Here is a 26,692-nt window from a genome sequence, read left to right as displayed (position 1 = left end):
TGTTGCCTGCCCTGCATTTACCTCGCTGTACTGAAGTACTGTCTTCGGGGCGGCACCTGGCCCTGCGCATTTTCTCAGCGGCTCCTGGTCTGCGCGCATGAGTATCCAATGGCGCCGCTGGCGCTAATCCGACCTGCGCGACCTACGCCTGACCTCGCTTATCACTACACCACGACGATATTCGCCTGCGCCTTGAGCGGGCAGGGCAGGGTGTCGTCGAAGGTGATTTCGATGGCGCTGGCGACGAACATGCCGCCGATGTGCTGGGCGGCGATTTCGGGCGGCGTGCCGGGCTTGGTCAGGTTGACGTCCTGGGCGAAAACGAAGACGCGCCAGGTGCCGTAGACCTTTTGATCATATTGCAACAAGGTGCGGTAAGCGCGCTTCAAGTCCAGGCTGCCTGCGTAGACGCCATCGTTGGCGCCCGGATCGAAGCCCAGGCCGTCATCGGTCAGCGATTCGACGAAATACAGTCCCTGCGGCGCCTGGAACAGCACGAAGGCATACAGCTCTGTACCGCGGAAGACATTGCCATTGTCGCGCTTGAAGCTGGCGCGCAGCCACAGCGGTTCGTAGGCTTGCACGACGGCGGGCGTATCTGTTTCCACGGGCCCCGCCAAGTGGATGTTGACCTGCGTTTCGTTCACGGCATGCTGGTAGGTGGCGCCCGTGGTGAAGCGCTCGTACTGCCAGCTGATGTCGGCCGTGTAGGGCAGGCCCGCATTCGGCGCTTCCGGCAGCACCCATTTCGCCACCACGCGCTCGGCCAGTGTCAGTTCGCCGGCGGCTGGCGGTGTTGCTTCCTGGCCACGCCAGAACGGGTCCGCGATATCGGAGCAGGCGACGGCGATGGCGCCCGAGGCGATGGCCGAGGCCACGCCCGCCACCGTGAATTCGGGCTGGCCCGCGCCGGCGCCTTCCAGCGAGCAGCAGTCGACGCTGGGATCGGTTTCCTCGAACGGACCGCCCACGCTGAAGCTGGCCTTGCCGGAACCGAGCGCGGCCGAAATGATGGCCACCAGCGCGGCGATGATGGCGATGATGATGGCGAGTATCTTCCACCACGGGTCGGAAAACGGCAGCTCGCCATGCGTGCCCGCATAGGCGGGGTTCGGCGTCCAGACGAGGGTCATGCCGGTCGGCACGATGGGCCCCAGGCCAGGCGGGCAGCGGCACGCATTTGCCCCACCTTTGCCATCTGTACCCGTGCTGCCCCAGCGCTTGCCGGGCAGGTGGCCTTGCGGCTTGGACAGTTCCAAGGTGCCTTCCTCGACCGTGCACGTGTAGGTGTTGGTGGCGCTGTCGAAGCGCGTCTGGGAAACGAAGATTTGCTGGATCGAGCGGTGCGGCAGGTAGCCGTCCGCCTTGGCGACGAAGCTGACGAGTCTCTTGCCGGGCGCCGCATGCTGGAAGTCGGCATCCCACATGACGAGCATGGCCGCGCCGGCGGGAATGCTGGCAAAGAAGAAGGTGCGCGCCACGGGCACGATGCCGGGGTCGCCCACGCTTTCCAGGTACACGGTGACATTGTTCAGGGCGCTGCTGGACATATTGGTGAGGTGGGCGGCGATGCGCAAGCCATAGATGGCATTGTCGAAGATGCCATCGGGCAGCATGATGTTGGTGACGGGTTCGATCGCGAACGGCCGCGTCAGCACCTGCAGGGGGGTATCGCTCATGATGCCTGCTCCTCGGGGCTTTGCTGGTCTTGCGCTTGCTCTTTCTCGAGATCGGTGACGATATACGTGATGCCGCCCATGACCTTGCCTTCCTGGCTCTCCAGCACGCGCAGCAGCGCATACTGGCGTGGCGGCACGGCTTCGGCGCGCACGCTCAGGTACACGGCCTGCGCCTGGCCGCGCGGCACTTCCAGCGTCAGCTTTTGCTCGCCGGGCGCATCGCCATTGCAGTGGGGCGTGCGCGCCAGGCCCGCTATCAGGCGGGCGTCCCTGGCCGGCTGCCAGCGCTCGAGGCCCAGGGTGGCCAGCAGGTGTTCCGGCAGCTCGCCGCCCTGCTCAATCTGCAATTCCACTTTTTTCGTTGCGCGGGGCAGGGCCGCCACCGCGATGGACAGCGATTGCGCGCGCCTTGCCGCCAGCACCACGGTGACATTGCGCTGGGCGATCTGCTCGTGCAAGGTGGGCTGGAAGGGAAAACCGTTGGGCAGGGGATCGGGCAGCGGGTTGATGTCGCCCGCGCCGTGGGCCACGGCCAGCAGGCATTCGTGGCCGCCATTGACGATGACGGGGACCCAGGGCACCAGGCACAGCACTTCCTGCGTGGCGCCCGGCGGCAAGTCGGCAAACGCGGAGCCGATCTGCGTGGCGGCGCCGACGGCGATCTGGCCGGAAGGATCGGCCCAGTAAAAGTCCACGCGCACGCCGTTCGAGGCGCTGTTGCCCGTGTTGTGCACGCGGCCCCACAGGTAGTTGGCGGTGCCGGCGATGGGTGCGCCGGGCGGGCCATTCGGATCATTGCCCGGCACGACCCAGATATCGGCGCTGTCCCACCACCAGGGCTGGCCGTCTTCGATGATCAGGTGGGCTGGCATGGCGTTCTCCTTGTCCTTGGCCGCTGCTGGTAGCTTAGACCGCTGCGGCGGATGCTTTTTGATCGGTATCAAGGCCATGAAACACGGCGCCGTTGCGCCGTTGCCGTGCTTGCGTAAGGTAATATTGCGGCAGAACGCAGTGGAATGACTCCAGGAAAAGGTTGGAATGTGCTTGAATCAGTGAATGACGTTTGCATCAACGCCGCTTGCGGCCGGACCTTGCCGCTGCGCGTGGCGCATTGCCCGTTTTGTGGCGTGCACCAGATAGCGCAAGCGCCTGTTCTGGAGAAAGCCGTGGCGTCGCCGCCCGTGCCGCGCATGCCGCCGCCCGTGCCCGTCGCGCCTCCCACGCCTGCGCCTGCTCCCATGCCGCAGCCCGCGCCGCAGTCCGCACCCGCGCCCAAGCCCGTCCCGCCAGCGCCTGCCGCGCCGGCCAAGGCACCGCCCGCGAAACCGGCCGTCAAGGGTTCGGTGCCGCCACCGCGCCCGCCCGTGCGCCTGCGCACGTGGATCGCGGCGGCGGCGGTGCTGACGGGTATCTGGTTCTTCAACAAGCCCGCCGACAAGCCGGCCAGCGTGGCGGAACAGGTCGAGGCCGCCACGGCGCTGGCGGCACAGTGCGACCTGGATGGGGCGCGCAGCGCGCTGGCCGTGCTGAAAAGCGCCAAGGCGCCTGCCGCGCAGCTTAAACGCTTGCAGGCAAGCATCACCAAGTCCGCCGCCACCTGCGACAGGCAACAGCAGCGGGCACAGGCGTGGCTGGCGCTGCAAGGCAGCGTCAACCAGGCCCTCGATGCGGGCAAGCCGGACGTGGCCGCCACGCGCCTGGCCGCGCACGTCAAGCGCTGGGGCGACGATCCCGACACCCTGGAACTCGATGCCAAGGTGAAAGTGGCGCTGGCCAGCGCCCAGCTCGACCTGGCCGACGCCTGCCTGGCGCGTTCGGACCGGGTCTGCCTGGAAAACAGCCTGATCGCCGCCGAACGCTACAAGCGGCCGGAACTGGCGGCGCGCACGCAGACGCTGCGCACGGCGTTGTCGCAATTGCTCGAGCGTTCGCTGCTCGATGCGGTGCCGGGCCAGTAGCGCCAGGCTGTCAAACGCCCGCCGCGGCCAGGCCGTGCGGGCGTCGCGCCTGTCGGCGGGCGCGATTACTCTTGTGGCACCAGCGCCAGCGCCGCGCTGAAGTCGCCCATCGGCTTGCCGCCGTTGGCCACCAGCGCCTTGTCGCGCGTGCTCAAGCCATCGAGCACGGGCAATGCAAAACGGTGCGTGATGGCGCGCAGGATGGAAGCCGAATCATATTGCGTATGATCAACTAATCCCTTTTTCACGTACGGCGAGACGAGGATGGCGGGCACGCGCGTGCCGGGACCCCAGCGGTCGCCCTTCGGCGGCGCCGCGTGATCGTAAAAGCCGCCGTTTTCATCGTAGGTGACGATGACCAGCATGTTCTTCCACTGCGGACTTTTCTTCAACTGGGCGATGACGCTGGCGATATGCGCGTCGCCGTCGGCCACGCTGGCATAGCCCGCGTGCTGGTTCAGGTTGCCCTGCGGCTTGTAGAAGGTCACGGGCGGCAGCTTGCCGGCGCTGGCATCGCTGAGGAACTGGCTGTCGAAGTCGCGCAGGTGGGCGGCGCGGTAGGCGGGCGCCTTCACCGGGTCCATATTCGCAAAGTAATTGAAGGGCTGGTGGTGGAACTGGAAGTTCGGCGGATTCGGGAAGCTGCCGGCGCGCGCGCTGGCCGTGGCCAGGGCCGTCGTGTCTTTCCAGGCGCCCGCATACCAGGCCCAGTCGATGTTCTTGCCTGAAAGCAAATCACCGATATTCGTCTGCGTCTGCTGCGGCAGGGTGGTGGCCTTGCCCGTGTCCGCATACAGCTTGCTGCTGTCGCCGGACGCCGGGGCGTTGCTGCTGGGCTGGAACGGCGGCTGCATGGTGTTGACGGCATAGAACATGCCCGTGCTGTCGGCCGGCGTCAGCGCGCCGTCATTGGCATACGCGGGCGCGCCGTTCAGGACGGTGCCCGGCGCCGTGGCGGACGGCGTCAGGCGCAGGAAGTTGCCCTTGGCATCGACGTCGATCTTGGCGATCGAACCCTTGGCCACCGAGGTGTCGGCGTTCGGGTAGGTGGGCGCGCAGGCGCAGATTAGGTACTGGTGCGTGAGGAAGGAGCCGCCGAAGGCACCGATGAACAGGTTGTCGGCCAGCGCATATTGTTTGGCGATGTCCCACAGCTGCATCTTGCTGCCGTCGTAATAGCCCATGCTCAAACCGCCCGCATCGGAATACGCCGTAAACTTGTCGTTGGCGCCGCCGTTGATCTGCATCTGGTTGTTGTAGAAGCGGTGCACCAGGTCGCGCGTGATCACCGATTGCGGCAGGTACAGGGGGCTGGCGGCGTCGTCGATCTGGAACGGCTTGTTCGGCAGGTTGGCCGATTGCGCCTGGGTGATGACGGTACTCTGGCCGGCTGCCGTCATGCCGCCCCAGGTGGGCGGCAGCACGGGCAGGGTGCTGCCGTCGTAGTCTTTCTGCGCCACGTAGGCGGAGGTCGACGTGGGATTGACGCCCGGTACGCCGTTCGCGCCCGGGAACAGGCCGTACAGATTGTCGAAGCCGCGGTTTTCCGCGTAGATGACGACGATGGTCTGGATATTGTTCAGCGCCAGGGCGCCGTTCAGGGCGGCCAGCGCGTCGGCGGGCGCCGCTTGCGCGCTGGCGCTGGCGATCAATGCCGTCACGCTGGCGTTTTCCGCCTTCAGCTTGGCCAGTTCGTCGCCGGCGGCCTTGTTGAAGTCGGACGCCAGGCCCGCTTCCGACACGCCCAGGCGCGCGGCCAGCTTGCTGCTGGCGGCCGCAAAGTCGCCGCCGTTGCCATCCATGACTTGCGCCAATTCCGTCGACAGGGCGCTCACAAACGCGCTGTGGCCGGCGGGAGCGCGCAGCAGCAGTTTTTGCGTCACCTTGCTGCCGGCGTCGCCGATGGCTTCATGGCGGATGGCGTCCGTGCCGATGGTCGCCAGCACGGCGCCCTGGCCATCGAGGGTGTAGCTGCCGTCGGCGGCCGTGCGCACGGTGGCGGAGGCGTTGTCGCACGTCAGCTTGGCGGTGGCGCTTTCCAGGCACACCTGGGCGTTTTCATAGTAGCTGCCGATCACCTGGCCTTGGGTGCCGGGTGTGATCGCATAGTCGCTGCCGCAGGCGGCCAGGCCCAGCGACAGTAACAACGGCAGGGGCCGCAGGGAGGGTTTTGCGTGCAAGTTCATGTTCATGCCTTCTGGGTGGAAAACGTCGCATGCTAGGCAGGCAATATGTCAGCTGCGTGACATGTCAGCGCCTGTTACATGACGTAATGTACGAACTTGATACATGAGGTTTTGCGGGGTTTTGTCACGCAGCTGTCACATGCCGTTGCTACGCTGCCAGCCCATGATGAAAACGATACCCCCTCTGCTGCTTGCCCTTTGCATGCTGTCCGCCTGCCAGCCCGCGCCGCCGCCAGAAGCCCAGGCCGCCCCCGCGCCCGCCTACCTGGCCGCGGCCTACGCGCCGAGCCTGAAGCGCCAGCCTTCGGTGGCGGCAATGACGGCCATGGGCCGCGCCATGTTTTTCGAGCCCGGCCTGTCCGTGTCGGGCAAGCTGGCCTGCGCCAGCTGCCACAGTCCTGAACACGCGTATGGGCCGCCGAATGCGCTGGCGGTGCAGCTGGGCGGCCCGGAATTGAAGGATGCGGGCACGCGCGCGGCGCCCTCGCTGCGCTATCTGCAGACGGCGCCCGCCTTCAGCGAGCACTATCACGACGACGATGGCGACGACAGCGTCGATGCGGGTCCCACGGGCGGGCGCAACTGGGATGGCCGTGCCCAGTCCGGCCATGAGCAGGCGCTGGCGCCCTTGCTGTCGCCGCGCGAGATGGGCAACCGCGACGGGGCCGCCGTCGTCGCCAAGCTGCGGGCCGGCCCGCTGGCGGCGCAGTTCCGCCAGACGTATGGCGCGGATATTTTCGAGCAGCCGGGCCAGGCGCTGCGCTGGGCGCTGATGTCGCTGGAAGTGTTCCAGGAAAGCCCGGCCGACTTCTACCCCTACACGAGCAAGTACGATGCCGTGCTGCGCAAGCAGGCCGTCCTGAGCCCGCAGGAAGCGCGCGGCCTGGCCCTGTTCAACGATGAACGCAAGGGCAATTGCGCCTCCTGCCATATCAGCCAGGTGAGTGCCGGCGGCGCCTTCCCGCAATTTACGGATTACGGCTTGATCAATATCGGCGTGCCGCGCAACGGCAAGCTGCCGGTCAATGCGGACCCGGCGTTCTTTGACCTGGGACTGTGCGGCCCGGACCGCACCGACTTGACGCAGCACAAGGAATATTGCGGCAGCTTCAAGACGCCGTCCCTGCGCAATGTCGCCCTGCGCAAGGTGTTTTTCCACAACGGCAGCTTTGACAGCCTGGAACAGGTGCTGCGTTTTTACGTGCAGCGCGACACGGCGCCGCAAAAATGGTATCCGGCAGATAAGCACGGCAAGGTGCGAAAATACAACGATATGCCGCCGGGAATGGAAGCGAACGTGAACGTGGAAGCGCCGTTCGACCGCCAGCCGGGCCAGGCGCCCGCCCTGAACGCGGCGGAGATCGCCGACGTGATCGCCTTCCTGCACACTCTGACGGATGGCTATCGGGCGCCCCGTCCTGCGCAGGGAAAACATGGCTAAAGAATATCAAGATACCATTGCTTACAACTACGCCACAAAAGCGTGTTTTTATGTGCGTTAGCGCACGCTAGAAAATTTTAGGCAGGTGTATATTGCGAACTGATCTGTGTCTTTTGATAACAATGAAAGGGAATATCATGAAAGTAAGCAAAAATTGGATGACCGTGTGCGCCGCCGGGATGATGGTCGTGGCACTGGCTGCCTGCCAGAAGAAGAGCGATGTCGCCGCAGGTCCTGCGGAACAGGCTGGCCAGAAGATCGATGCGGCCGCTGCCAAGGCTGAAGCCGACATCAAGGCCGCCGCTACCAAGGCTGACGCTGCCGTGAGCCAGGCCGCTGCCGATACGGGCGCCAAGATGGACCAGGTCGCCGCTGACGCCGACAAGAAAATGAGTGAAGCGGCCGACGCCGTCGGCAAGAAAGTGGAAAAAGCGGGCGAAAAGATGCAGGACGCCGCGCACAAGTAATCATCGCGATCACATCGCCAGGGCCGGCCACGGCCGGTCCGTTCCCCGCAGCGGTCGTCAGGTGACGGCCGCTGCGGTCACGCCATCGCTGGCGCCAGCCCGGCTGGCCTGCGTCGCCGCGCCTGCAGCGGCAGTATCGCCCCCGTCCGTTCCCCCCAGCACCACGCTCAAATCGACAAAGCCGTCGCGCCACGCGCGTTCCAGGTCTTGTTCCACCGCTTCCAGGGTCGTTCTTTCCACCTGCTGAAAACCGCGCAAGCCATACGCCCGGTTGCGCCCGTGCGCCTTGGCCAGGTACAAGGCCATGTCGATCAGGTTGACGCTGCGTTCCCACGTGAGCGGGCGTCCCAGCGGCGCCAGCGGATAGGGCGCAAAGCCCACGGAGACGTGCACCTGGATGGCCTGCCCCTGGTAGTCGATGACCTGCGCCGCCATGCCGTTGAGGATGCGCCGCGCGATATCGTCGAGCCCGTCGCGCGCGACGGCTGGCAGGAAGGCAAGGAATTCCTCGCCGCCCCAGCGCACGATCATGTCCGTTTCGCGCAACACGTCGTGCAAGGTTTCGGCGATCGTCGTCAGCACCAGGTCGCCCGCCGCATGGCCGTAACGGTCGTTGATGTGCTTGAAATGGTCGACATCGAGCAGGAACAGCGCGCCCACGACATCGGCGCCGCCGTAGGCCGGCTGCGGCTTGCCCGCATGGCTGCGCATGAATTCCTGGAAATGGCGGCGGTTGTACAGGGCCGTCAGCGGGTCGCGCGAACTCTGGCGCTTGAGTTCCTGGTTTTTCACCTTCAGCTGCACGTTCGCGTGGCGCACCTTGCGGTACAGCAAGCCGACGATGGCGGACGCCATGGCCAGTACCAGCGCCAGCAGCCACCACACGCGCTGCTGCAGGCGGCGGTTGTCGATTTCCGTGCTCTTGAGCTGATTTTCGCGGCTCAGCAGCTCGATCTGGCGCTGCTTCTTTTCCGCCTCATACTTTTCTTGCAGCTCATACACGGCTTTTTGCCGTTGTTTCTCGAACAACTGGTTCGAGATGCCCCGCTCGCGGTGGTAGGCTGTCACGGCGCCGCGCAGGTCGCCCGCCTTTTCCAGCGCCGTGCCGTATTCCAGCAGCACGGCCTGCATGTCCGGCTGGTTGGCCGTGCGTTCGTAGTAGGCCAGGCCCGTGGCCACGCTTTGCTTGCCTTCCTGCAGGCGTCCCTGGCCGATCAGCGCCTGGCCGATGTTCAGGCGCGCCGTCGCCTCCACCTGTTCATTGTTGACCAGGCGCCCCGCCGTGATGGCTTCATTCGCATAGCGCAGCGCGCGCGCGTAGTCGCCTTCCTTCAGGTAGCTGTCCGACAGGTTGACGAGGGTAACGGCCACCATGCCGCGCGCGTCCAGCTGGCGTTCCAGCGCCAGGGCCGCCAGCAGGGCGCGCTGGCCCCGCTGCGGCTGCTGCGCGTCGAGCGCCAGCCCGTATTCCGTATTCTTCGCCTGCGCCATGCGGCCCGGCGACGCCAGGGTGCCGGATACGGCCAGCAATTCATCGAGCACCGCGAAGCCCTTGTCGTATTCGCGCATCTGCGTGTACAGCAGGGTGAGGGCATTCAGGGCGGCGGCCAGGCTGGTGGGGGAGTTGCTCTGGCGCGCCAGGTCGACGGCCGCCTGCAGCTTGGCCAGCGCAAACGGGAAATTGCCTTCCTCGGCCCACGACTGGCCCGCGCTGATGGTCGCCTGCACGCGCACGGGCAAGTCGTCCGTGCGGTTGGCGATGCGTTCCGCTTCGAAGGCCAGCAGGTGCGAGGCGCGGCGTTCGTTCATGGCAAACGTGATGTAGGCTTTGCAGAGCACGCCTTTCGCCAGCGCCACGTCGTTCTTGTTGGCGCGGGCGTAGGCGATCAGCTCCTCGGCCAGCTGCATGGCGAGGTCGTTCTGCCCCAGGCGCATGCGGACGGTGCTCAGCTGGGTCAGGAATTCCGCGCGCACGGGCAGGGGGGCGCTGCGCGCCTGCGTTTCCACCTCTTGCAGGCGCTGCAGGGCGCGCGCGGGCACGAAGCGGCCATCCTCGCGCACGGCGGCAATCTGCTGCTCCAGGTTGCCGGCCTGGGCGTGGACGGCGGGCGGCAGCAGGCAGGCCAGTACCAGCAGCCAATGCGCCTTTCGCCATGATGCCCGTCTCTGTCTGCCTGCCAACGTCCCGCTCCCGCAATGACCACCTGTCTTGTACAGATTATATTCTGTTGCAATCAAGAAATATCATGCGGTGCGCAGAAATTTGCGAAAGTGCACACGGCAGGCATTGACAAGGCCCCCTTACTGCGCCAGCTGCTGCAGCAGGTACAGGCGCTGGTACAGGCCGCCTTCGATCTGCATCAGGGCGTCGTGCGGCCCCGCTTCCGTGATGCGGCCGTGATTCAGGACGATGATCCGGTCGGCTTCGCGGATGGTCGACAGGCGGTGGGCGATGGCGATGATGGTCACCTTGCCGCGCAATTCATTGAGGGCCAGCTGCACGATCTGCTCCGTCTGGCTATCGATGCGCGACGTCGCTTCGTCCAGCAGCAAGATGCGCGGCTGTCCGGCCAGCGCGCGGGCGATGGCGATCAGCTGTTTCTGTCCCGACGACAGGCGCGAGCCGCCTTCGCCCAGCGGTGTGTCGTAGCCGTGTTCCAGCGCGGCGATGAAATCGTGCGCATGTGCGGCGCGCGCTGCCGTCTCGATCTGCTGCTGCGTGTAGCCGCGGCCCATGTCGATGTTTTCGCGCGCCGAGGCAGCCAGCAGGAAGGGGTCTTGCGGCACCAGGCCCACGTCGGCGCGGAAATGCTCGTTGTCGATGCTGTCGAGGGCGACGCCGTTGATGGCGATGCTGCCCTGTGTGACGGGGTAGAAGCGCAGCAACAAGGAGAGCAGGGTCGACTTGCCGCTGCCCGTGTGGCCGACGATGCCGAAGAAGGCACCTTGCGGGATGGTCAGCGACAGGTCGTGCAGCACGGGCTGGTTTTCCACGTAGGCGAAGGTCAGGCGGGAAATGTCCACGGCGGGCAGGTCGACGCCCGCTTTCGCCTGCCGCAGGGCCGGTGTTTCCCTGCCCTGCGCGTGTTCGAGCGCCTGCGCTTCGTCCAGCAGGGCCGAGACGCGCGCCGTCGCCACCACAGATTGCTGCAATTGACTGAACTGCATGGTGATCTGGATCAAGGGTTCGATCACGCGCGCGATGTAGCTGATGAATGCGTACAGCACGCCCACTTCCACAGCGCCCATCTCGCGCCGGCCGAAGCTGAAGATGACGACGGCCAGCAGCACGATGTTGAGCATGTCGAGCGCGGGGCGCAGCAGCCAGGCGTTGGCGCGCAATTCCTGCATGCGCGCCGTGTAGTGGTCCTGGTTGATGCCCGTGAAGCGCGCGCCGAAGCGCTTTTCCGCGTTATTCGCCTGCAGCACGCTCATGCCGCCGATCGATTCGGCGATCTGCCCGTTGATTTCGCTGCGCAGGGCGCGCGCGCGCGTGACGGCCGGCGCGCTCCAGCGCTGGTACAGGAAGACGATGACCAGCACGGCCGGCAGCAGGGCCAGCACGATCAGCATCAGCCGCCAGTCGAGGAAGGCCATGGCGGCCATGGTGCCGACCAGCACGATGGAGCTGTCGAGGATGACGAACAGCACTTGCACGTACAGCGATTTCACGGCTTCCGTGTCGTTGGTGACGCGGCTGACCAGCTGGCCCGTGATGGCGCGGTCGAAAAAACTCATCGGCAGGCGCAGCACGTGCTGGTACACGGTTTCGCGCAGGCGCTGCACCGAGCGCATGGCCAGGCCGGACAGGCGCACCAGCTGCAGATAGCGCAGGCCGGAAGCGACCCAGCCCGTCAGCAGGCAGCCGCCCAGCAGCAGGGACATGCGCGTCCAGTCCAGGTTGCGCGGCAGCAGATGCTGGTCGATCAGGGCCTTGCCCAGGATCGGCCCCGTCACTTCCAGGGCGGCGGCGAGGATCAGCCAGAACGTGGCCCAGTACAGGTGGCGCAGGTCGGGCGCGGCGGCGCGACGCAGCAGGCCGATGGCTTGCGCGGCCTGGCGGCGCACGGATGGCGTGGCGGTGGTGGCGTGGTCGGTCTTAGATGGCATCGAGGCTGGCCTCCAGTTGTTGATAGCGCCACTGGCTGGCATACCAGCCGTCGCGCTGCATCAGCGCGTCGTGGTTGCCCGTTTCCGTCACGTGGCCATCGCGCAGGACCAAAATCAGGTCGGCGTTGACGACGGCGCTCAGGCGGTGGCTGGCGATGATGGCGCTGCGCTCGGGGCGGCGCGCGCGCAATTCTTCCAGGTGCTGCAGGATGCGCGTTTCCGTGCCCGTGTCGACTGCGGACAGCGCATCATCCAACAGCAGCAAGCCGTTGTCGGCCAGGAGAGCCCGGGCAATCGCCACGCGCTGGCGCTGGCCGCCCGACAGGGTGATGCCTTTTTCGCCCACGTGCGTCTGGTAGCCGTCTGGGAATTGCAAAATGTCCGCATGGATGTCGGCCAGCTGCGCCGCCCGTTCCACTTCCTCGCGCGTGGCGCCGGGACGGGCCAGGGCGATATTGTCGGCGATGGTGGCGGAGAAGAGGAACGATTCCTGCGGCACCCAGCTGATGGCCGCGCGCAGCGCATGCAGGGTGTAGGCGTCCAGCGGCTGGTAATTCCACGTGGCCGTGCCCGATTGCGGCGTGACCTGGCGCAGCAGCACGCGCAGCAGGGTCGACTTGCCGCTGCCCGTGGGGCCCACCAGGCCCAGGGTCTGGCCCGGCTGCAGGCGCAGCGAGATGCCGGACAGCGCGGGCGCCGTCTGGCCTGTGTACGCAAAGCCGATGTCCTGCAATTGCAGGGGGCCGGGCGTCAGCGTATCAATAGTGCCATGGTCGTCGATGGCCAGCGGCGCATCGAGCATGGGCTGCAGGCGCTGCCAGGCGGCGCGGCCCCGTTCGATCAGCGAGAGTACCCAGCCGGCGGCGAACATGGGCCAGATCAGCTGGCCCAGGTACATGGAAAAGCTCGTCAGCGCGCCGATGGTCAGCTGGTCTTGCCACACGAGGTAGCCGCCCAGGCCCAGGGTCAGCGCCGTGGCGGCCGTCAATGTCAGGCCGACGGCCGGTTCGTACGCCGCTTCCCAGCGCTGCGCCGTCAGGCTGGCGTTGGCCGCGTGGCCGGCCAGGGTGGAAAACTGCTTGCTGCTGCGCTCTTCCAGGCCCAGCGCGCGCAGGGTGCGCACGCCCGACAGCGATTCCTGCACATGGTCGTTCAGCGCGGAAAAGCGTTTCAGCGAATCCGTCGACGCCGTGTGGATATGGCTGGAGATGCGCCAGAAGGCCAGTCCCATCAGCGGGAAGGGCAGGAGGGCGATGCAGGCCAGGCGCCAGTCCACGCCCAGCAGCATGATGCCCAGCACCATCAGCAGGGTCAGGGTGCCGTCGAAGCCGGCCAGCATGGCTTCGCCGGCGGCCATTTCGATGGCGTCGATGTCGTTCGTCGCCAGCGCCATCAGGTCGCCCGTGCGCTGGTTCTGGTAGAACGACGCGCCTTGCTGCGACATGCGCGTGTAGAAGCGCGTGCGCAGCATCACACCCAGCTGGTAGGCGGCCTTGAACAGGGTGATGCGCCAGCCCACGCGCAGGAAGTAGATGACGACGCCCACGGCGAGCAGGGTCAGCAGCTCAAGCCACAGTTCGGCCGCCGTCATGCGGTGTGCGGCCAGGGCGTCGATGATGGCGCCCACGCGGCGCGGGATCCAGACGGTCAGTGTTGCCACGCCTGTCAGCATGACGGCAGCGGCGGCATACGCCGGCCAATGCTGACGCACGAAGCCGGCGATGAGCCTCGATAAACTCATGGTTACCTTTTGTTTTGAATAATGGGGTGTCGCGGGGCGGAAGGACGGGCACGCGGACGGAAAGTACGCGTAGGATACAACAAGGCGGAAAAGCGCGCTGTGGGCGGGCACGCAAAAAACGGGCCGTAGCCCGTTGTTTTGCTGCATCAGTGCCGTGCGCGAGGCTTACTTGCGACCGCTGCCTTTGCCGCCCAGCATGTCGAGCTGTTTCGATGGCGTGCCCTTAGGCGCAACCTTGGCTGCCGGCTTGGCGGCTGGCGCAGGGGCGTGCTTCACGGCGGCCTTGGCCACGGTCTTGCCGGCGGCGCTGGCTGGCTTGGCGGCCGGTTTGCTTGTAGGAAATGGTTTCGCGGCCGGCTTGGCCGGTGCGGGCGCGGCGGCTTTCGCTGGCGCGGCGACGGGCGCCGGTGCGGGCTTGACCGCTTCAGGCTTGGCTGCCGGCTTGGCTTCGACCGCTTTCACGGCAGGCTTGTCGGCAATCTTCTCGGCAACCTTGGCAGGCGCCGCTTCCGGTTTGGCTGCCGGCGCGGCGACTGGTGCGGGGGCTGGCGCTGCCTTGGCGGCAGGCTTGACCACGTCTGCAGGCTTGGCGGCAACGGGGGCAGGTGCCGCTGCAGGCGCAGGTACGGCGGCCAGCGCGGGCTTGGCTGCTGCAGGCGCGGGAGCGATGGCAGGGGCGACCGCATCGAGGCGGGCCTTGGCCGAGGCCAGCAATTCAGCCTGGGTGCTCGAGGCGATGCCGAACAGCTGGCGGCTGTAGGCCAGCACGCTTTCGATGTTCGGCTGGGCCTGGCTGGTGCTGTAGCTGAAGAAGTCGCGCGGATCCTGCGTTTCCAGCAGGTGCTGCGCCGTTTCCGCCGTGTGCGACAGGGCGGCCTTGCCTGCATTCAGGTTCAGGGCGATGATTTTCTCGGCGCTTTCAAAGACTTTGCTGGTGAGGGTGCTGAAGATTTGCAGCTGGTTTTCCAGTTGCGACTTGGCGGCGCTGGAAAATTGTTCAGGAAGCGGAAACATATTTACTCCTTTGTACGGATTAAAATGCTGGCAAAACGCTCTGCAAAATCCCGAAAACCAGAGTTGGCCGCGTTTTGTAAAGTGGGTAGCGCGCTAAAAGCTGATCATGGACTTTTTATGATGCAACGCAATATGAATATTCTAGCGGTGATTCGAGTTAGTTGAAAGCTATTTTCTCAAGGGCGTGCGCCGCATGTTTGCCACGGGCTGGCTGTATTCATGCGCCTGGCAGCATTTGCAGAAAGTTTGCGCGTGCGCAAAGCGTTGTCATGGAATCTATGGCTACGCTTTTGCCAGTGAGTATATTCGTGCACTGCAGCATCCTTGAGGAAATAAGATGACAATGCACTGGAAGCACCAGGTACCGTAGTCAACCGAAGGAGCGTCCGCATGGACCTAGTCATCCGCAATGCCAGCCTGCCCGACGGGCGCCGCGCCATCGATATCGCCATCGAGGGCGGCCGCATCGCCGCCGTCGGCCCCGCCTTGCCCGTGACGGGCGCGCAAGAGATCGACGCCGCCGGCGACCTGGTCACGCCACCGTTTGTCGACGCCCACTTCCACATGGATGCCACGCTCAGCTATGGCCTGCCGCGCGTGAACGCCTCCGGTACTTTGCTCGAAGGTATCGCCCTGTGGGGCGAATTGAAGCCGCAATTGACGCAGCAGGCGCTGGTGGACCGCGCCTTGCAGTATTGCGACTGGGCCGTGGCGCGCGGCTTGCTGGCCATCCGCTCGCACGTGGACATCTGCGACCCGCGCCTGCTGGCCGTCGAAGCGCTGCTCGACGTGAAACGCCAGGTGGCGCCGTATCTGGATTTGCAGCTGGTGGCCTTCCCGCAGGATGGCATCCTGCGCAGCCCCGGCGCCTTCGACAATCTGAAGCGCGCCATCGCCATGGGCGTCGACGTGGTGGGCGGCATCCCGCATTTCGAACGCACCATGGCGGACGGCGCGGAATCCGTGCGCCTGCTGTGCGAATTTGCCTGCGAACGGGGCCTGATGGTCGACATGCATTGCGACGAATCGGACGACCCGCTGTCGCGCCACATCGAAACCCTGGCCTTCCACAGCCAGCGCCTTGGCATGCAGGGCCGGGTGACGGGTTCGCACTTGACGTCCATGCATTCGATGGACAATTACTATGTGAGTAAACTGCTGCCGCTGATCCGCGAGGCGGGCGTGGCGGCCATCGCCAACCCCCTCATCAACATTACCTTGCAGGCGCGCCACGATACGTATCCGAAGCGGCGCGGCATGACGCGCGTGCCCGAGATGCTGGCCGCCGGCATTCCCGTCGCCTTTGGCCACGACTGCGTGATGGATCCGTGGTACAGCCTCGGTTCGGGCGATATGCTGGAAGTGGCGCACATGGGACTGCACGTGGCGCAGATGACGGGCCAGCAAGCGATGCACGACTGCTTCCTGGCCGTGACGGAGACGCCGGCGCGCATCCTGGGCCTGGACGGCTATGGCATCGCGCCCGGCTGCCATGCGGACTTGCTGATCCTCGATTGCAGTTCGACGGTGGAAGCGCTGCGCCTGCGCGCGGCGCGGCGCCTGGTGCTGCGGCGCGGGAAAGTCGTCAGCGAATCGCCCCGCGCGCAATCGCGCCTGCACCTGCCGGGGCGGCCCGATAGCGTGAATTTCCGCCTGGGGCGCTGATACAATCAGCCATCACTTGTTATCGGGAGCACCGCCTTGAAAGAAATTGACATCCGCCCGGCCACCGAAGCCGATTTTGACGCCATGTGGCCGATCTTCCAGACGCTGGTGGCCGCCGGCGACACCTATACCTTCCCCGCCGATACCACGCGCGAAGCGTGCCACGCCTACTGGTTCGGCCCTGGCGTGCAAAGCTTCGTCGCCGTGATGGGCACGGAGCGGCTGCTGGGCATGTACAAGCTGGTGGCGAACCAGCCGGGCCATGGCTCGCACGTGGCCAATGCCTCGTTCATGGTCGACCCGGCTGCGCAGGGCGTGGGCGTGGGCCGCCTGCTGGGCGTGCACTGCATGGAAGAAGCGCGCCGCGCGGGCTACCTGGCGATGCAGTTCAACTTCGTCGTCAGTACCAACCTGGCCGCCGTCACCCTGTGGAAAAAACTGGGCTTCACGGTGGTCGCCACCCTGCCGCTGGCCTACCGCCACGCGCAACTGGGCTATGTGGACGCCTACGTGATGTACCAGCTGCTGAGCGACCCGATGCAGTGGCCGGCATGAGCGGCGCCATCACCATCTGCGAGACGCCGCGCCTGCGCCTGCGCACGGTGACGCCGGACGATGCGGCCTTCTATCTGGAGCTGGTCAACGACCCGTCGTGGATCGCCAACATCGGTCAGCGCAACCTCCACACCGTGGAGGCGGCCCGCGCGGCCCTGGAAACGGGGCCGATGGCGCAGTTCCGCGAGCACGGCTATTCCCTGTACATCGTCGAGCGCCGCAGCGATGGCGCGCTTGTCGGCATGGCTGGCCTGGTGCGCCGCGACAGCCTGCCCGGCCCCGATATCGGCTATGCCGTGCGTCCCGCTTACTGGGGCCAGGGCTATGCCTACGAGGCGGCGGCCGCCATCGTGCGGCACGCGCAGCAGGTACTGCGTCTGCGCACCCTGTACGGCATCACCTCGCAGCAGAACCAGGCGTCGATCAATCTGCTCAACAAGCTGGGGTTGCGCTACGAGCGTTTCTCGCGCCTGCCGCCGGAGGGCAGGGAGACGAATATCTACCGCAAGGATTTTCGCCAGGATTGAGCGGCAAATCCGTATCGGCGAAGTGAAAAAAAGTATTTAGAAACCGGCACCTTTTGTAGTGGTGATGCGCCGTCTTTGTTTTTATAGTGGTTTCACCGGTGGAAAACCGCCGGACTATAAAAATGGAGACGTGTTATGAAAATCATGACTGCTGTTGCATGGGGCGCCCTCATGTCCGCCGGGTTTGCAGACGCCTCGGCACAAAGCTGCTCGGTGCCCGTGATCAAGGTGCTGGCGCAAAAAAGCCTGGGCCTGACGGTGATGGAAAAGACCCTCGCCGAGTATGAAAAGAAAAGCGGCACCAAGGTACAAATCAGCTATTTCGGCGAAAACGACCGCCGCTCCAAGGCCAGGCTCGATGCTTCCACCAAGGCCGGCTCCTACCAGATCTACTACATCGACGAAGCCAACGTGGCCGAATTTGCCACTGCCGGCTGGGTCGTCCCCCTGCTCAAATACCTGCCCAAGGAAGCCGACTACGACGACTTCCTGCCGGGCCGCCGCGCCGTCGCCTCGTACAAGGGCGTGGCGTATTTCGCGCCCCTGATCGGCGGCAGCGACTTCCTGTTCTATCGCCGCGACCTGCTGGAAAAGGCCGGCATCGCCGTGCCGAAGACGCTCGACGAACTGGTCGCCGCCGTCAAGAAGCTCAATAGTCCGCCGAACGTGTATGGCTGGGCGGCGCGCGGGCAGCGCGGCTCGGGCATGAATGTGTGGCGCTGGTCGCCGTTCATGCTGGCCGCCGGCGGCAAGTGGGAAAAGGATGGCGTACCGACCTTCAATTCGCCGCAGGCCGTCAAGGCGACCACCCTGTACCGCGACCTGTTCAAGTATTCGCCGCCGGGCGGCGCCACCTACGACTGGAGCAATGCGCTCGAAGCGTTCAGGTCGGGCAAGGTGGCCTTCATGATCGAGTCGACGCCCTTCGCCGACTGGATGGAAGACCCGAAAAAATCGTCGGTGGTCGACAAGGTCGGCTACGTGCGCCCGCCCGCGCCGCTGGCGTCGGCCGCGTACGGCCATGGCCTGGCCATTTCCGCCACGGGCGCCAAAGATGAATGCACGCGCCAGGCGGCCGGCAAGTTCATCGCTTTCGCCACGGGCAAGGAGCAGGAACAGGCGCGCCTGAAGGACAACGTCTTCAGCGACTACAACCGCAGCAGCACCATCGCCAGCGACTACTTCCGCAAGCACGTCAAGCCGCAGATCCAGGCGGGCCTGACGGACACCACGCCCGTCTCGCGCGTCACCATCTGGCCTAGCCCAGAGTGGCCGGACATCGGCGACAACCTGGGCGTGGTGCTGGAAGAGGTGTTTACGGGCACGCGCGGCGACGTGCAGAGCGCGCTCGATGAGGCGAATGAGTACGCCACGGAAGTGATGCAGCGGGCCAGTAAACGCAAATAAGCCGCGGGGTCAGTCGCTTCGCGATCGGATTGCGCCCCACTGGGGCGCAATCCCCCGCCGGGTCTGACCCCGGCTCTTGCCTTGGGGTTAAAGCCAGCGCTCGCCTGTTCACGTTTGAAAGCCATCACCATGCCGCATTCCATCCGTAAAAAACGCCATACCTGGCTGCCGGCCGTCTTTCTGACGCTGCCGCTGCTGGTCCTGCTGATACTGGGCCTGGTGCCCACCATCGCCGCCATCAACCTGGCCCTGCAAAACCGCGTGCTGCGCTACAGCGACAGCGACTACGTCGGCTTTGCCAATTTTCTCCGCCTGTTCGGCGACCGCCGCTTCATCAATGCCGTGCAGGTGTCGGCCATCTGGGAAGTGGTCACCGTGGCCGGCTCGCTGATCGTCGGCGTGCTGCTGGCCGTGTTCCTGTTCGAGCGAGTCAAGGGCCGCACCCGCGACATCATCGCGCTGCTCCTGATCGTGCCGGTGCTGCTGCCGCGCGTGTCGGCCGCCTTTATCTGGAAGTTCATGTATTCGCCGCTGATGGGCATTTTGAACTGGCTGCTGGAAATCGTGGGCCTGGGCGGCACGGCCTTGCTGTCCGACCCTGCCACGGCCCTGTACGCGGTGGCGCTGGTCGACATCTGGCAGTGGGGCCTGTTCTTCGGCGCCGTCATCCTAAAGCTGCTGGAAACCCTGCCCGCCGAACCGCTGGAAGCGGCGCGCCTCGACTACGCCAGCACGCTGCAGGTGTATGCGTACATTGCGCTGCCGATGCTGAAGGTACCCATCATGAGCCTGGTGTTCATCAAGATGGTCGAGTCGCTGCGCTCGTTCGACCTGATCTACGTGATGACCAAGGGCGGCCCCGGCATCTCCACCGAAACGCTGGACATGTACGCGTATGCGCAAGGCATCGGCCTGATGGGCAAGGTATCGTACGCGTCCAGCATGGCCGTGCTGATGATGCTGGCCACCACCGTCATTTTCACCTTACTCTGGAAGCGGGTCGCCAAATGGGAAAACTGACTGTTACGCGCGGCCTTGGCGCCGTCACCACCACTGCCATCACCACGGTGATCGTCCTGGTGGCGCTGTTTCCCATCCTGTGGGCCGTGCTCAATTCCTTCAAGGATCTGATGGACATCGTCACGCCCGTGCCGCGCTTTTTCTTCAGCCCGACCCTGGCCAACTACAAGCAGGTGCTGGCCAGTCCGGAAGTGCTGACGGGACTGGGCAACAGCGTGGCCATCGTCGGCGTGGCCGTGCTCCTGGGCGCCGTGCTGGGCGTGCCGGCCGCGTATGCGATCGCCCGCTATCCGGTTCCCGCCAAGAAGGATATCCAGTTCTTCCTGCTGTCCTTGCGCTTCTTGCCGCCCGTGGCCGTCGCCATTCCGCTGATTTCGATCTGGATCGACCTGGGCTTGTACGACTCGCGCCTGTCGATGGTGGTGACGTATCTGCTGGTGACCCTGTCGACCATCATCTGGCTGTCGATTCCCGCCTTTGCGCGCATCCCGAAAGAGATCGAGGAAGCGGCGGCGCTCGATGGCTATGGCCCGTACCAGGTGTTCTGGCACGTTGCCCTGCCGGTGGCCTCGAAGACCCTGATGGGCGGCATCGTCTTCAGCTTCGTGCTGGTCTGGAATGAACTGATGATCGCGCTGGCGCTCACCTCGTCGAAAAGCATGACCCTGCCCGTGGTGGCGTCGGCGTTTACCTCGATGGGGCAGGAAGTGCCGTGGGGCGTGGTGAACGCTTCCACCGTGCTGCTGGCGCTGCCGCCGCTGCTGTTCGTCGGCATCCTGGGCCGGTTGCTTAACTCCATGCTCAAACATAAATAACGATAAACAAGGAAGACAATCATGCAAGCACTCGTACTGGAACAGGCGCATTCAATCACCTTGCGCGACATCGACGTGCCGCTCGCCGTCGGCCCGCGTGACGTGAAAATCAGGATTCATACCGTCGGCATCTGCGGCAGCGACGTGCATTACTTCAAGCACGGCAGGATCGGCCCCTTCGCCGTCGAAGCGCCGATGGTGCTCGGCCACGAGGCCTCCGGCGTGGTGGCGGAAGTGGGCGTGGAAGTCACGCACCTGAAGGTGGGCGACCGGGTCTGCATGGAGCCGGGCGTGCCGCAGTTCGATTCGCCGGCCACCATGCGCGGCCTGTACAACCTCGATCCGGCCGTGCGCTTCTGGGCCACGCCGCCCATCCACGGCTGCCTCACGCCGTACGTCGTGCATCCGGCCGCGTTCACCTTCAAGCTGCCCGACAGCGTCAGCTTCGGCGAAGGCGCCATCGTCGAACCGCTGGCCATCGGCTTGCAGGCGGCGAAAAAGGCGGCCATCAAGCCGGGTGATGTGGCCGTGGTGATCGGCGCGGGCACCATCGGCGCCATGAACACCCTGGCCGCGCTGGCGGGCGGCTGCTCGCGCGTGATCCTGGCCGACCTGGTGCCGGAAAAGCTGGCCCTGTTCGCCGGCAATCCCGCCGTGACCACGGTCGACGTGCGCCAGGCCAGCCTGGCCGACACGGTGCGCGAGGCTACCGATGGCTGGGGCGCCGACATCGTCTTTGAGGCCAGCGGCAGCATGCGCGCCTACGACAACATCGTCGACCTGCTGTGCCCGAACGGCTGCCTGGTGCTGGTCGGCATGCCGCCGGATAAGGTGCCTTTGGATGTCGTCGCCATCCAGGCCAAGGAAGTGCGCATCGAGTCGGTGTTCCGCTACGCGAACATCTTCCCGCGCGCCATCGCCTTGCTGGCCTCCGGCAAGATCGACGTCAAGCCCTTCATTTCGCGCACCTTCGGCTTTGCCGACGGCGTGCAGGCGTTCGAGGAAGCGGCCAAGTGTCATCCGCGCGACGTCAAGATCCAGATCGAACTGGCAGGAGACTAACCATGGCAAATATCGCCTGCAGGCAGCTGCACAAGACGTATGACGAGAAGACGGCCGTGCTGCAGCCGTTCGACCTGGAAATCGATGACGGCGAATTCATCGTCCTGCTGGGGCCATCGGGCTGCGGCAAGTCGACCTTGCTGCGCATGATCGCGGGCCTGGAAGACATCAGCGGCGGCGAGCTGTTGATCGGCGGCGCCGTCGTCAACGATTTGCCGCCCCGCGCGCGCAACGTGGCGATGGTGTTCCAGAATTACGCGCTGTATCCGCACATGACGGTGTACGACAATATCGCTTTCGGCTTGCGTCGCCTGAAGGTGCCGAACGACGAGATCGAGCGCCGGGTGCGCGAGGTGGCGGCCATCCTCAGCCTGGACAGCCTGCTCGATCGCAAGCCACGCGCCATGTCGGGCGGCCAGCAGCAGCGCACGGCGATTGCGCGCGCCATGATCAAGACGCCGCAGGTGTTCCTGTTCGACGAACCGCTGTCGAATCTCGATGCCAAGCTGCGCGCGCAGCTGCGCGCCGACATCAAGCGCTTGCACCGTCGCCTGCGCACCACCACCCTGTACGTCACGCACGACCAGCTCGAAGCGATGACTCTGGCCGACCGGGTGGTGTTGATGAAGGGCGGGCATATCGAGCAGATTGGCACGCCGGCGGAACTGTACAACCATCCGCGCACCCTGTTCGCGGCCGGCTTCATCGGCACGCCGGCCATGAACTTCATCGATGGCGTCGTCGAAAAGGAGGGCGGACAAACGGTGCTGGTGTGCGCCGGCTACCGCTGGCCCCTGGTCTCGCCACGCTTCGCCGCGCTGGCGGCGGGTTCGCGTGTGGTCTTCGGCCTGCGTCCGAATCATTTGCGGGCAGCGCCAGCGCAGGCACGAACGCAGGAACCGGCCGGCACGCATGGCCTGGCGTGCGTGGTCGACCTGGTCGAGCTGCTGGGCGCGGAAGCGCTGATCAGTTTTCAGTGCGGCGCCTTGACCTTGTCGGCCCTGCTGCCGGCGAATGCGGCCAACAGCGCGGCGCAGGTAGGGCAGACCCTGGCGCTGGCCTTCGATGAAGAGCACATGCATCTGTTCGACGCCGACAGCGGGCTGGCCGTGGCGCTCAGTGGTCAGTAAGTGGTTAGAATAGCTGGCACCGAGACTGCGCAAGGGAACTGCCGTGACGCCTGACCTGGAACTGATCCACAAACCGATCCACGAATCGTTTCGCGCGTGGGCGCACGGCTTTCCGCACACCGTGGCGAAATGGCATTTTCATCCCGAGTATGAGCTGCACTTCATCATCACATCGAATGGAAAATTTTTTATCGGCGACCATATCGGCAGTTACGGGGCGGGCAATCTGATCCTGACAGGGCCGAACCTGCCGCACAACTGGGTCAGCGAACTGCCGGAAGGCGTGGTCCTGCCCGAGCGCGACCTGGTGCTGCAGTTTTCCAGCGACTTCATCGAACGTTGCGCGCTGCTGTTCCCGGAAATGGCGCCCCTGAAAGCGTTGCTGGGCGAGGCAGGCAGGGGCTTGCAGTTTCCCGATGCGCTGGGCCTGCGCCTGGTGCCGCTGATGAAGGAATTGACGACGGCGCAGGGCTTGCGCCGCGTCGAACTGTTTACGCGCCTGTTCGGCGAGCTGTGCGACTGCCGCGAGCGGCGCCCGCTGGCCAGCGTCACCTACCTGGCGCAGGCGGGGCGCTACATGTCGTCCACCATCAACCTGGTGCTGGCCTATATCAAGCAAAACATCACCCTGGATTTCTGCGAGCAGGACGTGGCCGACGTGGCGGAAATGAACACCTTGAAATTCACGCGTTTCTTCCGCAAGCACACGGGCACCTCGTTCATTCAATACGTGAACCAGGAGCGCATCGCGCTGGCCTGCGAGCTGCTGATGAACACGGACATGAAGGTCACCGATATCTGCTACCGCACGGGATACAACAACCTTTCCAATTTCAACCGCCAGTTTTTGGCCCACAAGCAGATGTCGCCGTCGAAATTCCGCTCCTGCCTGCTGATGAACATGCCCGAGCCGTCCGGCGACGGCCATTCTTAACTTTCTTTTGGAATCAAATGACTTATCTCGGTATCGATATCGGCACTTCCGAAGTCAAGGCCATCCTCACCGATGACGCCCAGGCCATCCTTGCCAGCGCCGGCGTGACCCTGCGCGTCTCCAGTCCTCATCCCGGCTGGTCGGAACAGAATCCCGAGGATTGGTGGCATGCCACCCTGGACGTCATCGCCGCCATCCGCACTGCGCAGCCGGTGGCGTTTTCCGGCCTGCGCGGCATCGCCCTGTCGGGCCAGATGCATGGCGCCACCCTGCTCGACAAGCAGCAGCACGTGCTGCGCGCGGCCATCCTGTGGAACGATACGCGCGCGTTTGCCGAATGCGTGGAACTGGAAGCATTGGTGCCCGAGTCGCGCGCCATCACGGGCAACCAGGCCATGCCGGGTTTTACGGCGCCCAAGCTGCTGTGGCTGCAAAAGTACGAACCGTCGCTGTTCCGCGCCACGGCCAAGGTCTTGCTGCCGAAGGATTACGTGGCCCTGCGCCTGACGGGCGAGTATGTGTCCGACATGTCCGACGCTTCCGGCACCCTGTGGCTGGACGTGGCCAGGCGCGACTGGTCCGAGCGCATGCTGGCCGCTACTGGCTTGACGCGCGAGCATATGCCGCGCCTCGTCGAAGGCAGCGACGCTGCGGCGCAGGTGCGCCCATCCCTGTGCCAGGAGTGGGGCATCGCGCATCCGGTGCTGCTGGCCGGCGGCGCGGGCGACAACGCGGCCGCCGCCGTGGGCCTGGGCGTGGTGGAGCCGGGGGCCGGCCTGCTGTCGCTGGGTACCTCGGGCGTGCTGTTCGCCGGCAGCGATGGTTTTGCGCCGAATCCGGGCCAGGGCGTGCATGCGTTCTGCCATTGCCTGCCCGAGCGTTGGCACCAGATGAGCGTGATCCTCAGCGCCGCCTCCAGCCTCAGTTGGGTGGCGCGGCTGACGCAGTCGGGCGACATCGGCGAGCTGGCAAGGTTGGCGGAAAACGTCGAGGCGCGCACGGCGCCCATCTTCCTGCCGTATTTGAGCGGCGAACGCACGCCGCACAATGACGCCTCCGCACGTGGCGTGTTTTTCGGCCTGTCGACGGAACACGGGCGCGCCGAGCTGGCCTACAGCGCGATGGAAGGCGTGGCCTTTGCCATGGCCGACGGCAACGCGGCCCTGCGCAGCGCTGGCACGCACCTGAAGGAAGCGTCATTCGTGGGCGGCGGTTCGCGCAGCCGCTTCTGGGCGCAGCTATGCGCGAATGCGTCCGGCCTGGACGTGCTGCGCCACGACCATGGCGTGGCCGGCGGCACCATGGGCGCGGCGCGCCTGGCGCAGATGGCGGTGACGGGCTTGCCGCCCGCGCAGGTGTGCACGCGCCCGCCCGTGCAGGAAACGGTGGCGCCGCAAGCGTCCGCCGTGCTGGACGACCGCCTGGCGCGCTACCGGCGGCTGTATCCGCTGCTGCGCGCGGAGTTCGCGGGAGCGGCTGCGCACTGACGCCGGCAGGTATTTTTGCATTGACATACGCAACGTATGTCAATAACATGCTTTCACATACGCTACGTATGTGAAAGGACTGTCCATGCCCGTCTCCACCGTATCACCCCCGCGCCGCAGTCGCAGCAGCATGATCGAGGAAACCCGCGCCCGGCTGCTGGCGGCGGCGCGCCATGCGTTCGCCGAACAGGGTTATGCGAATACCTCGATGGATGATTTCACGGCCGCCGCCGGCCTGACCCGCGGCGCGTTGTACCACCATTTCGGCAGCAAGGAAAAACTGCTGCTTGCCGTGATCGATCAGCTCGAGGGCGAAGTTGGCGAGCGCCTGCAAGCCATGGCGGACGCCGCGCCCTCTTCGTGGCAAGCGTTTCGCCGCCGCTGCCAGGGCTACCTGGAACTGGCGCTGGTGCCCGAACTGCGCCGCATCATCCTGCAGGATGCGCGCGCCATGTTCGGCGACGTGCCGCAGGCGCACCAGAGCGTCGGCGTCGCCGCGTTGCAGGCGGCGCTGCAGGGGCTGATCGATGAAGGCGTGGCGCTGCCTGCGCATACTGGCGTGACGGCCCGCATGCTGTATGGCGCCGTGACCGAAGCGGCTTTCTGGATCGCCGAAGCCGATGGCGACCCGCCCGCGCGGCTGGCCATGTCGCTGGCCGCTCTCGACAAGCTGCTCAGCGGCCTGCTGGCCGACCCCGCATCCGCTTTCACTTCCCAGGAACCGCCCCATGCAATGGAAAAATAACGCCGACCGTTTTGGCGCGCTCGCCAAGTTCTTTCACTGGACCAGCGCCGCCGCCTTTATCGGCGCGTATGTCGTTGTCTACTATGTGATCTGGTTCCTGGACGAGGAGGCGCCCGGTACGCTGGCGGTACTGAACGTGCACTGGATGCTGGGCTTGCTGGTGGGCGCGCTGGTGCTGCCGCGCCTGGCGTGGCGGCTGCTCGACGTGCAGCCGCAGGATCCGCCCGGCTCCGCGCTGGAGCACAAACTGGCGCACGCCGCGCACTGGGGCCTGTATGGCCTGCTGATCGCGCTGCCCCTGACCGGCTACGTGGGTACGGGCCTGCATACCGACTTTGGCCTGTTTACCGTGCCCAGCTTTCGCGATACGGCGCTGTTCGAGTCGATGGCGACGACTTTCGGCATGACCTGGGAAAGCTTCGAGGCGCCGGTGGATAGCGTGCACCACTTCCTGGGCAAATGGGCAGCCTGGGGCGTGGTGGGCCTGCATGTGCTGGCCGCCGTGTTCCATCACCGCGTGCGCAAGGACGATGTACTGACCCGTATGCTGCCTTGATGCGGGTACGGGCAAGCTTGCCCGGATGACCATGACGGTGACGGAAAATCATGACCATCCAGTCAACCTTGCGCTGTAATTTGTTGTTTCTATGTTGAAAGTGTTTCTCTAACGAAAGCGCTGCTTGGTTTTTCACGGGGCGCGCCCCATGATTTCCCTATTTGGTGAGAATTGGATAGTTTTGGTGGCGCCT

21 protein-coding genes and 1 pseudogene are annotated in these 26,692 nt (G+C 65.2%); 15 read left to right on the top strand and 7 right to left on the bottom strand.

The window, feature by feature from the left end; translation table 11 throughout:
• Positions 1–164 precede the first annotated feature (164 nt).
• Both O3299_RS15445 and O3299_RS15440 read right to left on the bottom strand, forming a co-directional pair.
• Positions 165–1,679, bottom strand: a complete 1,515-nt coding sequence (locus O3299_RS15445) for a hypothetical protein (protein WP_305062635.1) — start codon at positions 1,677–1,679, stop codon at positions 165–167.
• Entirely contained in the window at positions 1,676–2,551 is an 876-nt protein-coding gene (locus tag O3299_RS15440; protein ID WP_305062634.1) for a hypothetical protein, read from the bottom strand. Before O3299_RS15440 ends, O3299_RS15445 begins: the two co-directional genes overlap by 4 nt.
• Before the next feature lie 168 nt (positions 2,552–2,719).
• Between O3299_RS15440 and O3299_RS15435 the strand changes: the two genes are divergently transcribed.
• Positions 2,720–3,637 (top strand): hypothetical protein, encoded by a 918-nt coding sequence (locus tag O3299_RS15435; RefSeq protein WP_305062633.1) that lies wholly within the window; start codon positions 2,720–2,722, stop codon positions 3,635–3,637.
• Positions 3,638–3,702: 65 nt separating this feature from the next.
• Here the strand turns inward: O3299_RS15435 and acpA are convergent, their stop codons facing one another.
• Positions 3,703–5,823 carry an acid phosphatase gene (gene acpA, locus O3299_RS15430; RefSeq protein ID WP_305062632.1) on the bottom strand — a complete coding sequence of 707 codons (2,121 nt, stop codon included), beginning with the start codon at positions 5,821–5,823 and terminating at the stop codon, positions 3,703–3,705.
• 166 nt (positions 5,824–5,989) lie between these two features.
• Here acpA and O3299_RS15425 point away from each other — a divergent pair, with 166 nt between their 5' ends.
• Together O3299_RS15425 and O3299_RS15420 are read left to right on the top strand one after the other, a co-directional pair.
• Positions 5,990–7,264, top strand: a complete 1,275-nt coding sequence (locus O3299_RS15425) for a cytochrome-c peroxidase (RefSeq protein ID WP_305062977.1) — start codon at positions 5,990–5,992, stop codon at positions 7,262–7,264.
• 137 nt (positions 7,265–7,401) lie between these two features.
• Entirely contained in the window at positions 7,402–7,731 is a 330-nt protein-coding gene (locus tag O3299_RS15420; RefSeq protein ID WP_077408123.1) for a hypothetical protein, read from the top strand.
• Between the two features lie 57 nt (positions 7,732–7,788).
• Here O3299_RS15420 and O3299_RS15415 read toward each other — a convergent pair whose 3' ends face one another.
• From O3299_RS15415 to O3299_RS15400, 4 genes are all read right to left on the bottom strand, one after another.
• The gene (locus O3299_RS15415; protein ID WP_370385285.1) at positions 7,789–9,912 is read right to left on the bottom strand and encodes a diguanylate cyclase; all 2,124 of its coding nucleotides are present in this window, start codon (positions 9,910–9,912) and stop codon (positions 7,789–7,791) included.
• A 120-nt stretch (positions 9,913–10,032) separates the two neighbouring features.
• Positions 10,033–11,841, bottom strand: a complete 1,809-nt coding sequence (locus tag O3299_RS15410; protein WP_289898739.1) for an ABC transporter ATP-binding protein — start codon at positions 11,839–11,841, stop codon at positions 10,033–10,035.
• Positions 11,831–13,582, bottom strand: a complete 1,752-nt coding sequence (locus O3299_RS15405; RefSeq protein ID WP_305062631.1) for an ABC transporter ATP-binding protein — start codon at positions 13,580–13,582, stop codon at positions 11,831–11,833. Before O3299_RS15405 ends, O3299_RS15410 begins: the two co-directional genes overlap by 11 nt.
• Positions 13,583–13,747: 165 nt before the next feature.
• A complete protein-coding gene (locus tag O3299_RS15400; RefSeq protein WP_305053009.1) occupies positions 13,748–14,596 on the bottom strand; it encodes a phasin family protein in 849 nt (282 codons plus the stop codon).
• A 390-nt stretch (positions 14,597–14,986) separates the two neighbouring features.
• Here O3299_RS15400 and O3299_RS15395 point away from each other — a divergent pair, with 390 nt between their 5' ends.
• The 12 genes and pseudogenes from O3299_RS15395 (at position 14,987) to O3299_RS15340 (ending at position 26,499) form a co-directional block, all read left to right on the top strand.
• Positions 14,987–16,261 carry an amidohydrolase family protein gene (locus tag O3299_RS15395; RefSeq protein ID WP_305062630.1) on the top strand — a complete coding sequence of 425 codons (1,275 nt, stop codon included), beginning with the start codon at positions 14,987–14,989 and terminating at the stop codon, positions 16,259–16,261.
• 36 nt (positions 16,262–16,297) lie between these two features.
• Positions 16,298–16,816, top strand: a complete 519-nt coding sequence (locus O3299_RS15390) for a GNAT family N-acetyltransferase (RefSeq protein WP_099666740.1) — start codon at positions 16,298–16,300, stop codon at positions 16,814–16,816.
• Positions 16,813–17,343, top strand: coding sequence for a GNAT family N-acetyltransferase (locus O3299_RS15385; RefSeq protein WP_305053006.1), 531 nt, complete (start codon positions 16,813–16,815; stop codon positions 17,341–17,343). Before O3299_RS15390 ends, O3299_RS15385 begins: the two co-directional genes overlap by 4 nt.
• Before the next feature lie 135 nt (positions 17,344–17,478).
• Complete coding sequence (locus O3299_RS15380) at positions 17,479–18,750, top strand: sugar ABC transporter substrate-binding protein (protein WP_370385284.1); 1,272 nt, start codon at positions 17,479–17,481, stop codon at positions 18,748–18,750.
• 129 nt (positions 18,751–18,879) lie between these two features.
• Complete coding sequence (locus O3299_RS15375) at positions 18,880–19,770, top strand: carbohydrate ABC transporter permease (RefSeq protein ID WP_305053005.1); 891 nt, start codon at positions 18,880–18,882, stop codon at positions 19,768–19,770.
• Positions 19,758–20,585 carry a carbohydrate ABC transporter permease gene (locus tag O3299_RS15370; protein WP_305053004.1) on the top strand — a complete coding sequence of 276 codons (828 nt, stop codon included), beginning with the start codon at positions 19,758–19,760 and terminating at the stop codon, positions 20,583–20,585. The genes O3299_RS15375 and O3299_RS15370 overlap by 13 nt, the downstream gene beginning before the upstream one ends.
• 21 nt (positions 20,586–20,606) lie before the next feature.
• Entirely contained in the window at positions 20,607–21,647 is a 1,041-nt protein-coding gene (locus O3299_RS15365; protein ID WP_305053003.1) for an NAD(P)-dependent alcohol dehydrogenase, read from the top strand.
• A 2-nt stretch (positions 21,648–21,649) separates the two neighbouring features.
• A pseudogene (locus O3299_RS15360) lies at positions 21,650–22,765 on the top strand (ABC transporter ATP-binding protein); the annotation flags it as partial.
• A 55-nt stretch (positions 22,766–22,820) separates the two neighbouring features.
• The gene (locus tag O3299_RS15355; protein ID WP_305053002.1) at positions 22,821–23,711 is read left to right on the top strand and encodes an AraC family transcriptional regulator; all 891 of its coding nucleotides are present in this window, start codon (positions 22,821–22,823) and stop codon (positions 23,709–23,711) included.
• A 17-nt stretch (positions 23,712–23,728) separates the two neighbouring features.
• On the top strand, positions 23,729–25,198 hold the full coding sequence (gene xylB, locus O3299_RS15350) for a xylulokinase (RefSeq protein WP_305053001.1): 1,470 nt from the start codon (positions 23,729–23,731) through the stop codon (positions 25,196–25,198).
• A gap of 130 nt (positions 25,199–25,328) precedes the next feature.
• On the top strand, positions 25,329–25,943 hold the full coding sequence (locus O3299_RS15345) for a TetR/AcrR family transcriptional regulator (RefSeq protein ID WP_305053000.1): 615 nt from the start codon (positions 25,329–25,331) through the stop codon (positions 25,941–25,943).
• A complete protein-coding gene (locus tag O3299_RS15340; RefSeq protein WP_305052999.1) occupies positions 25,927–26,499 on the top strand; it encodes a cytochrome b in 573 nt (190 codons plus the stop codon). The genes O3299_RS15345 and O3299_RS15340 overlap by 17 nt, the downstream gene beginning before the upstream one ends.
• Positions 26,500–26,692: the final 193 nt, after the last annotated feature.

Source organism: Janthinobacterium sp. SUN176, assembly GCF_030587335.1.
Lineage (GTDB): Bacteria > Pseudomonadota > Gammaproteobacteria > Burkholderiales > Burkholderiaceae_D > Janthinobacterium > Janthinobacterium kumbetense.
This window is presented reverse-complemented; position numbering and strand designations above follow the sequence as displayed.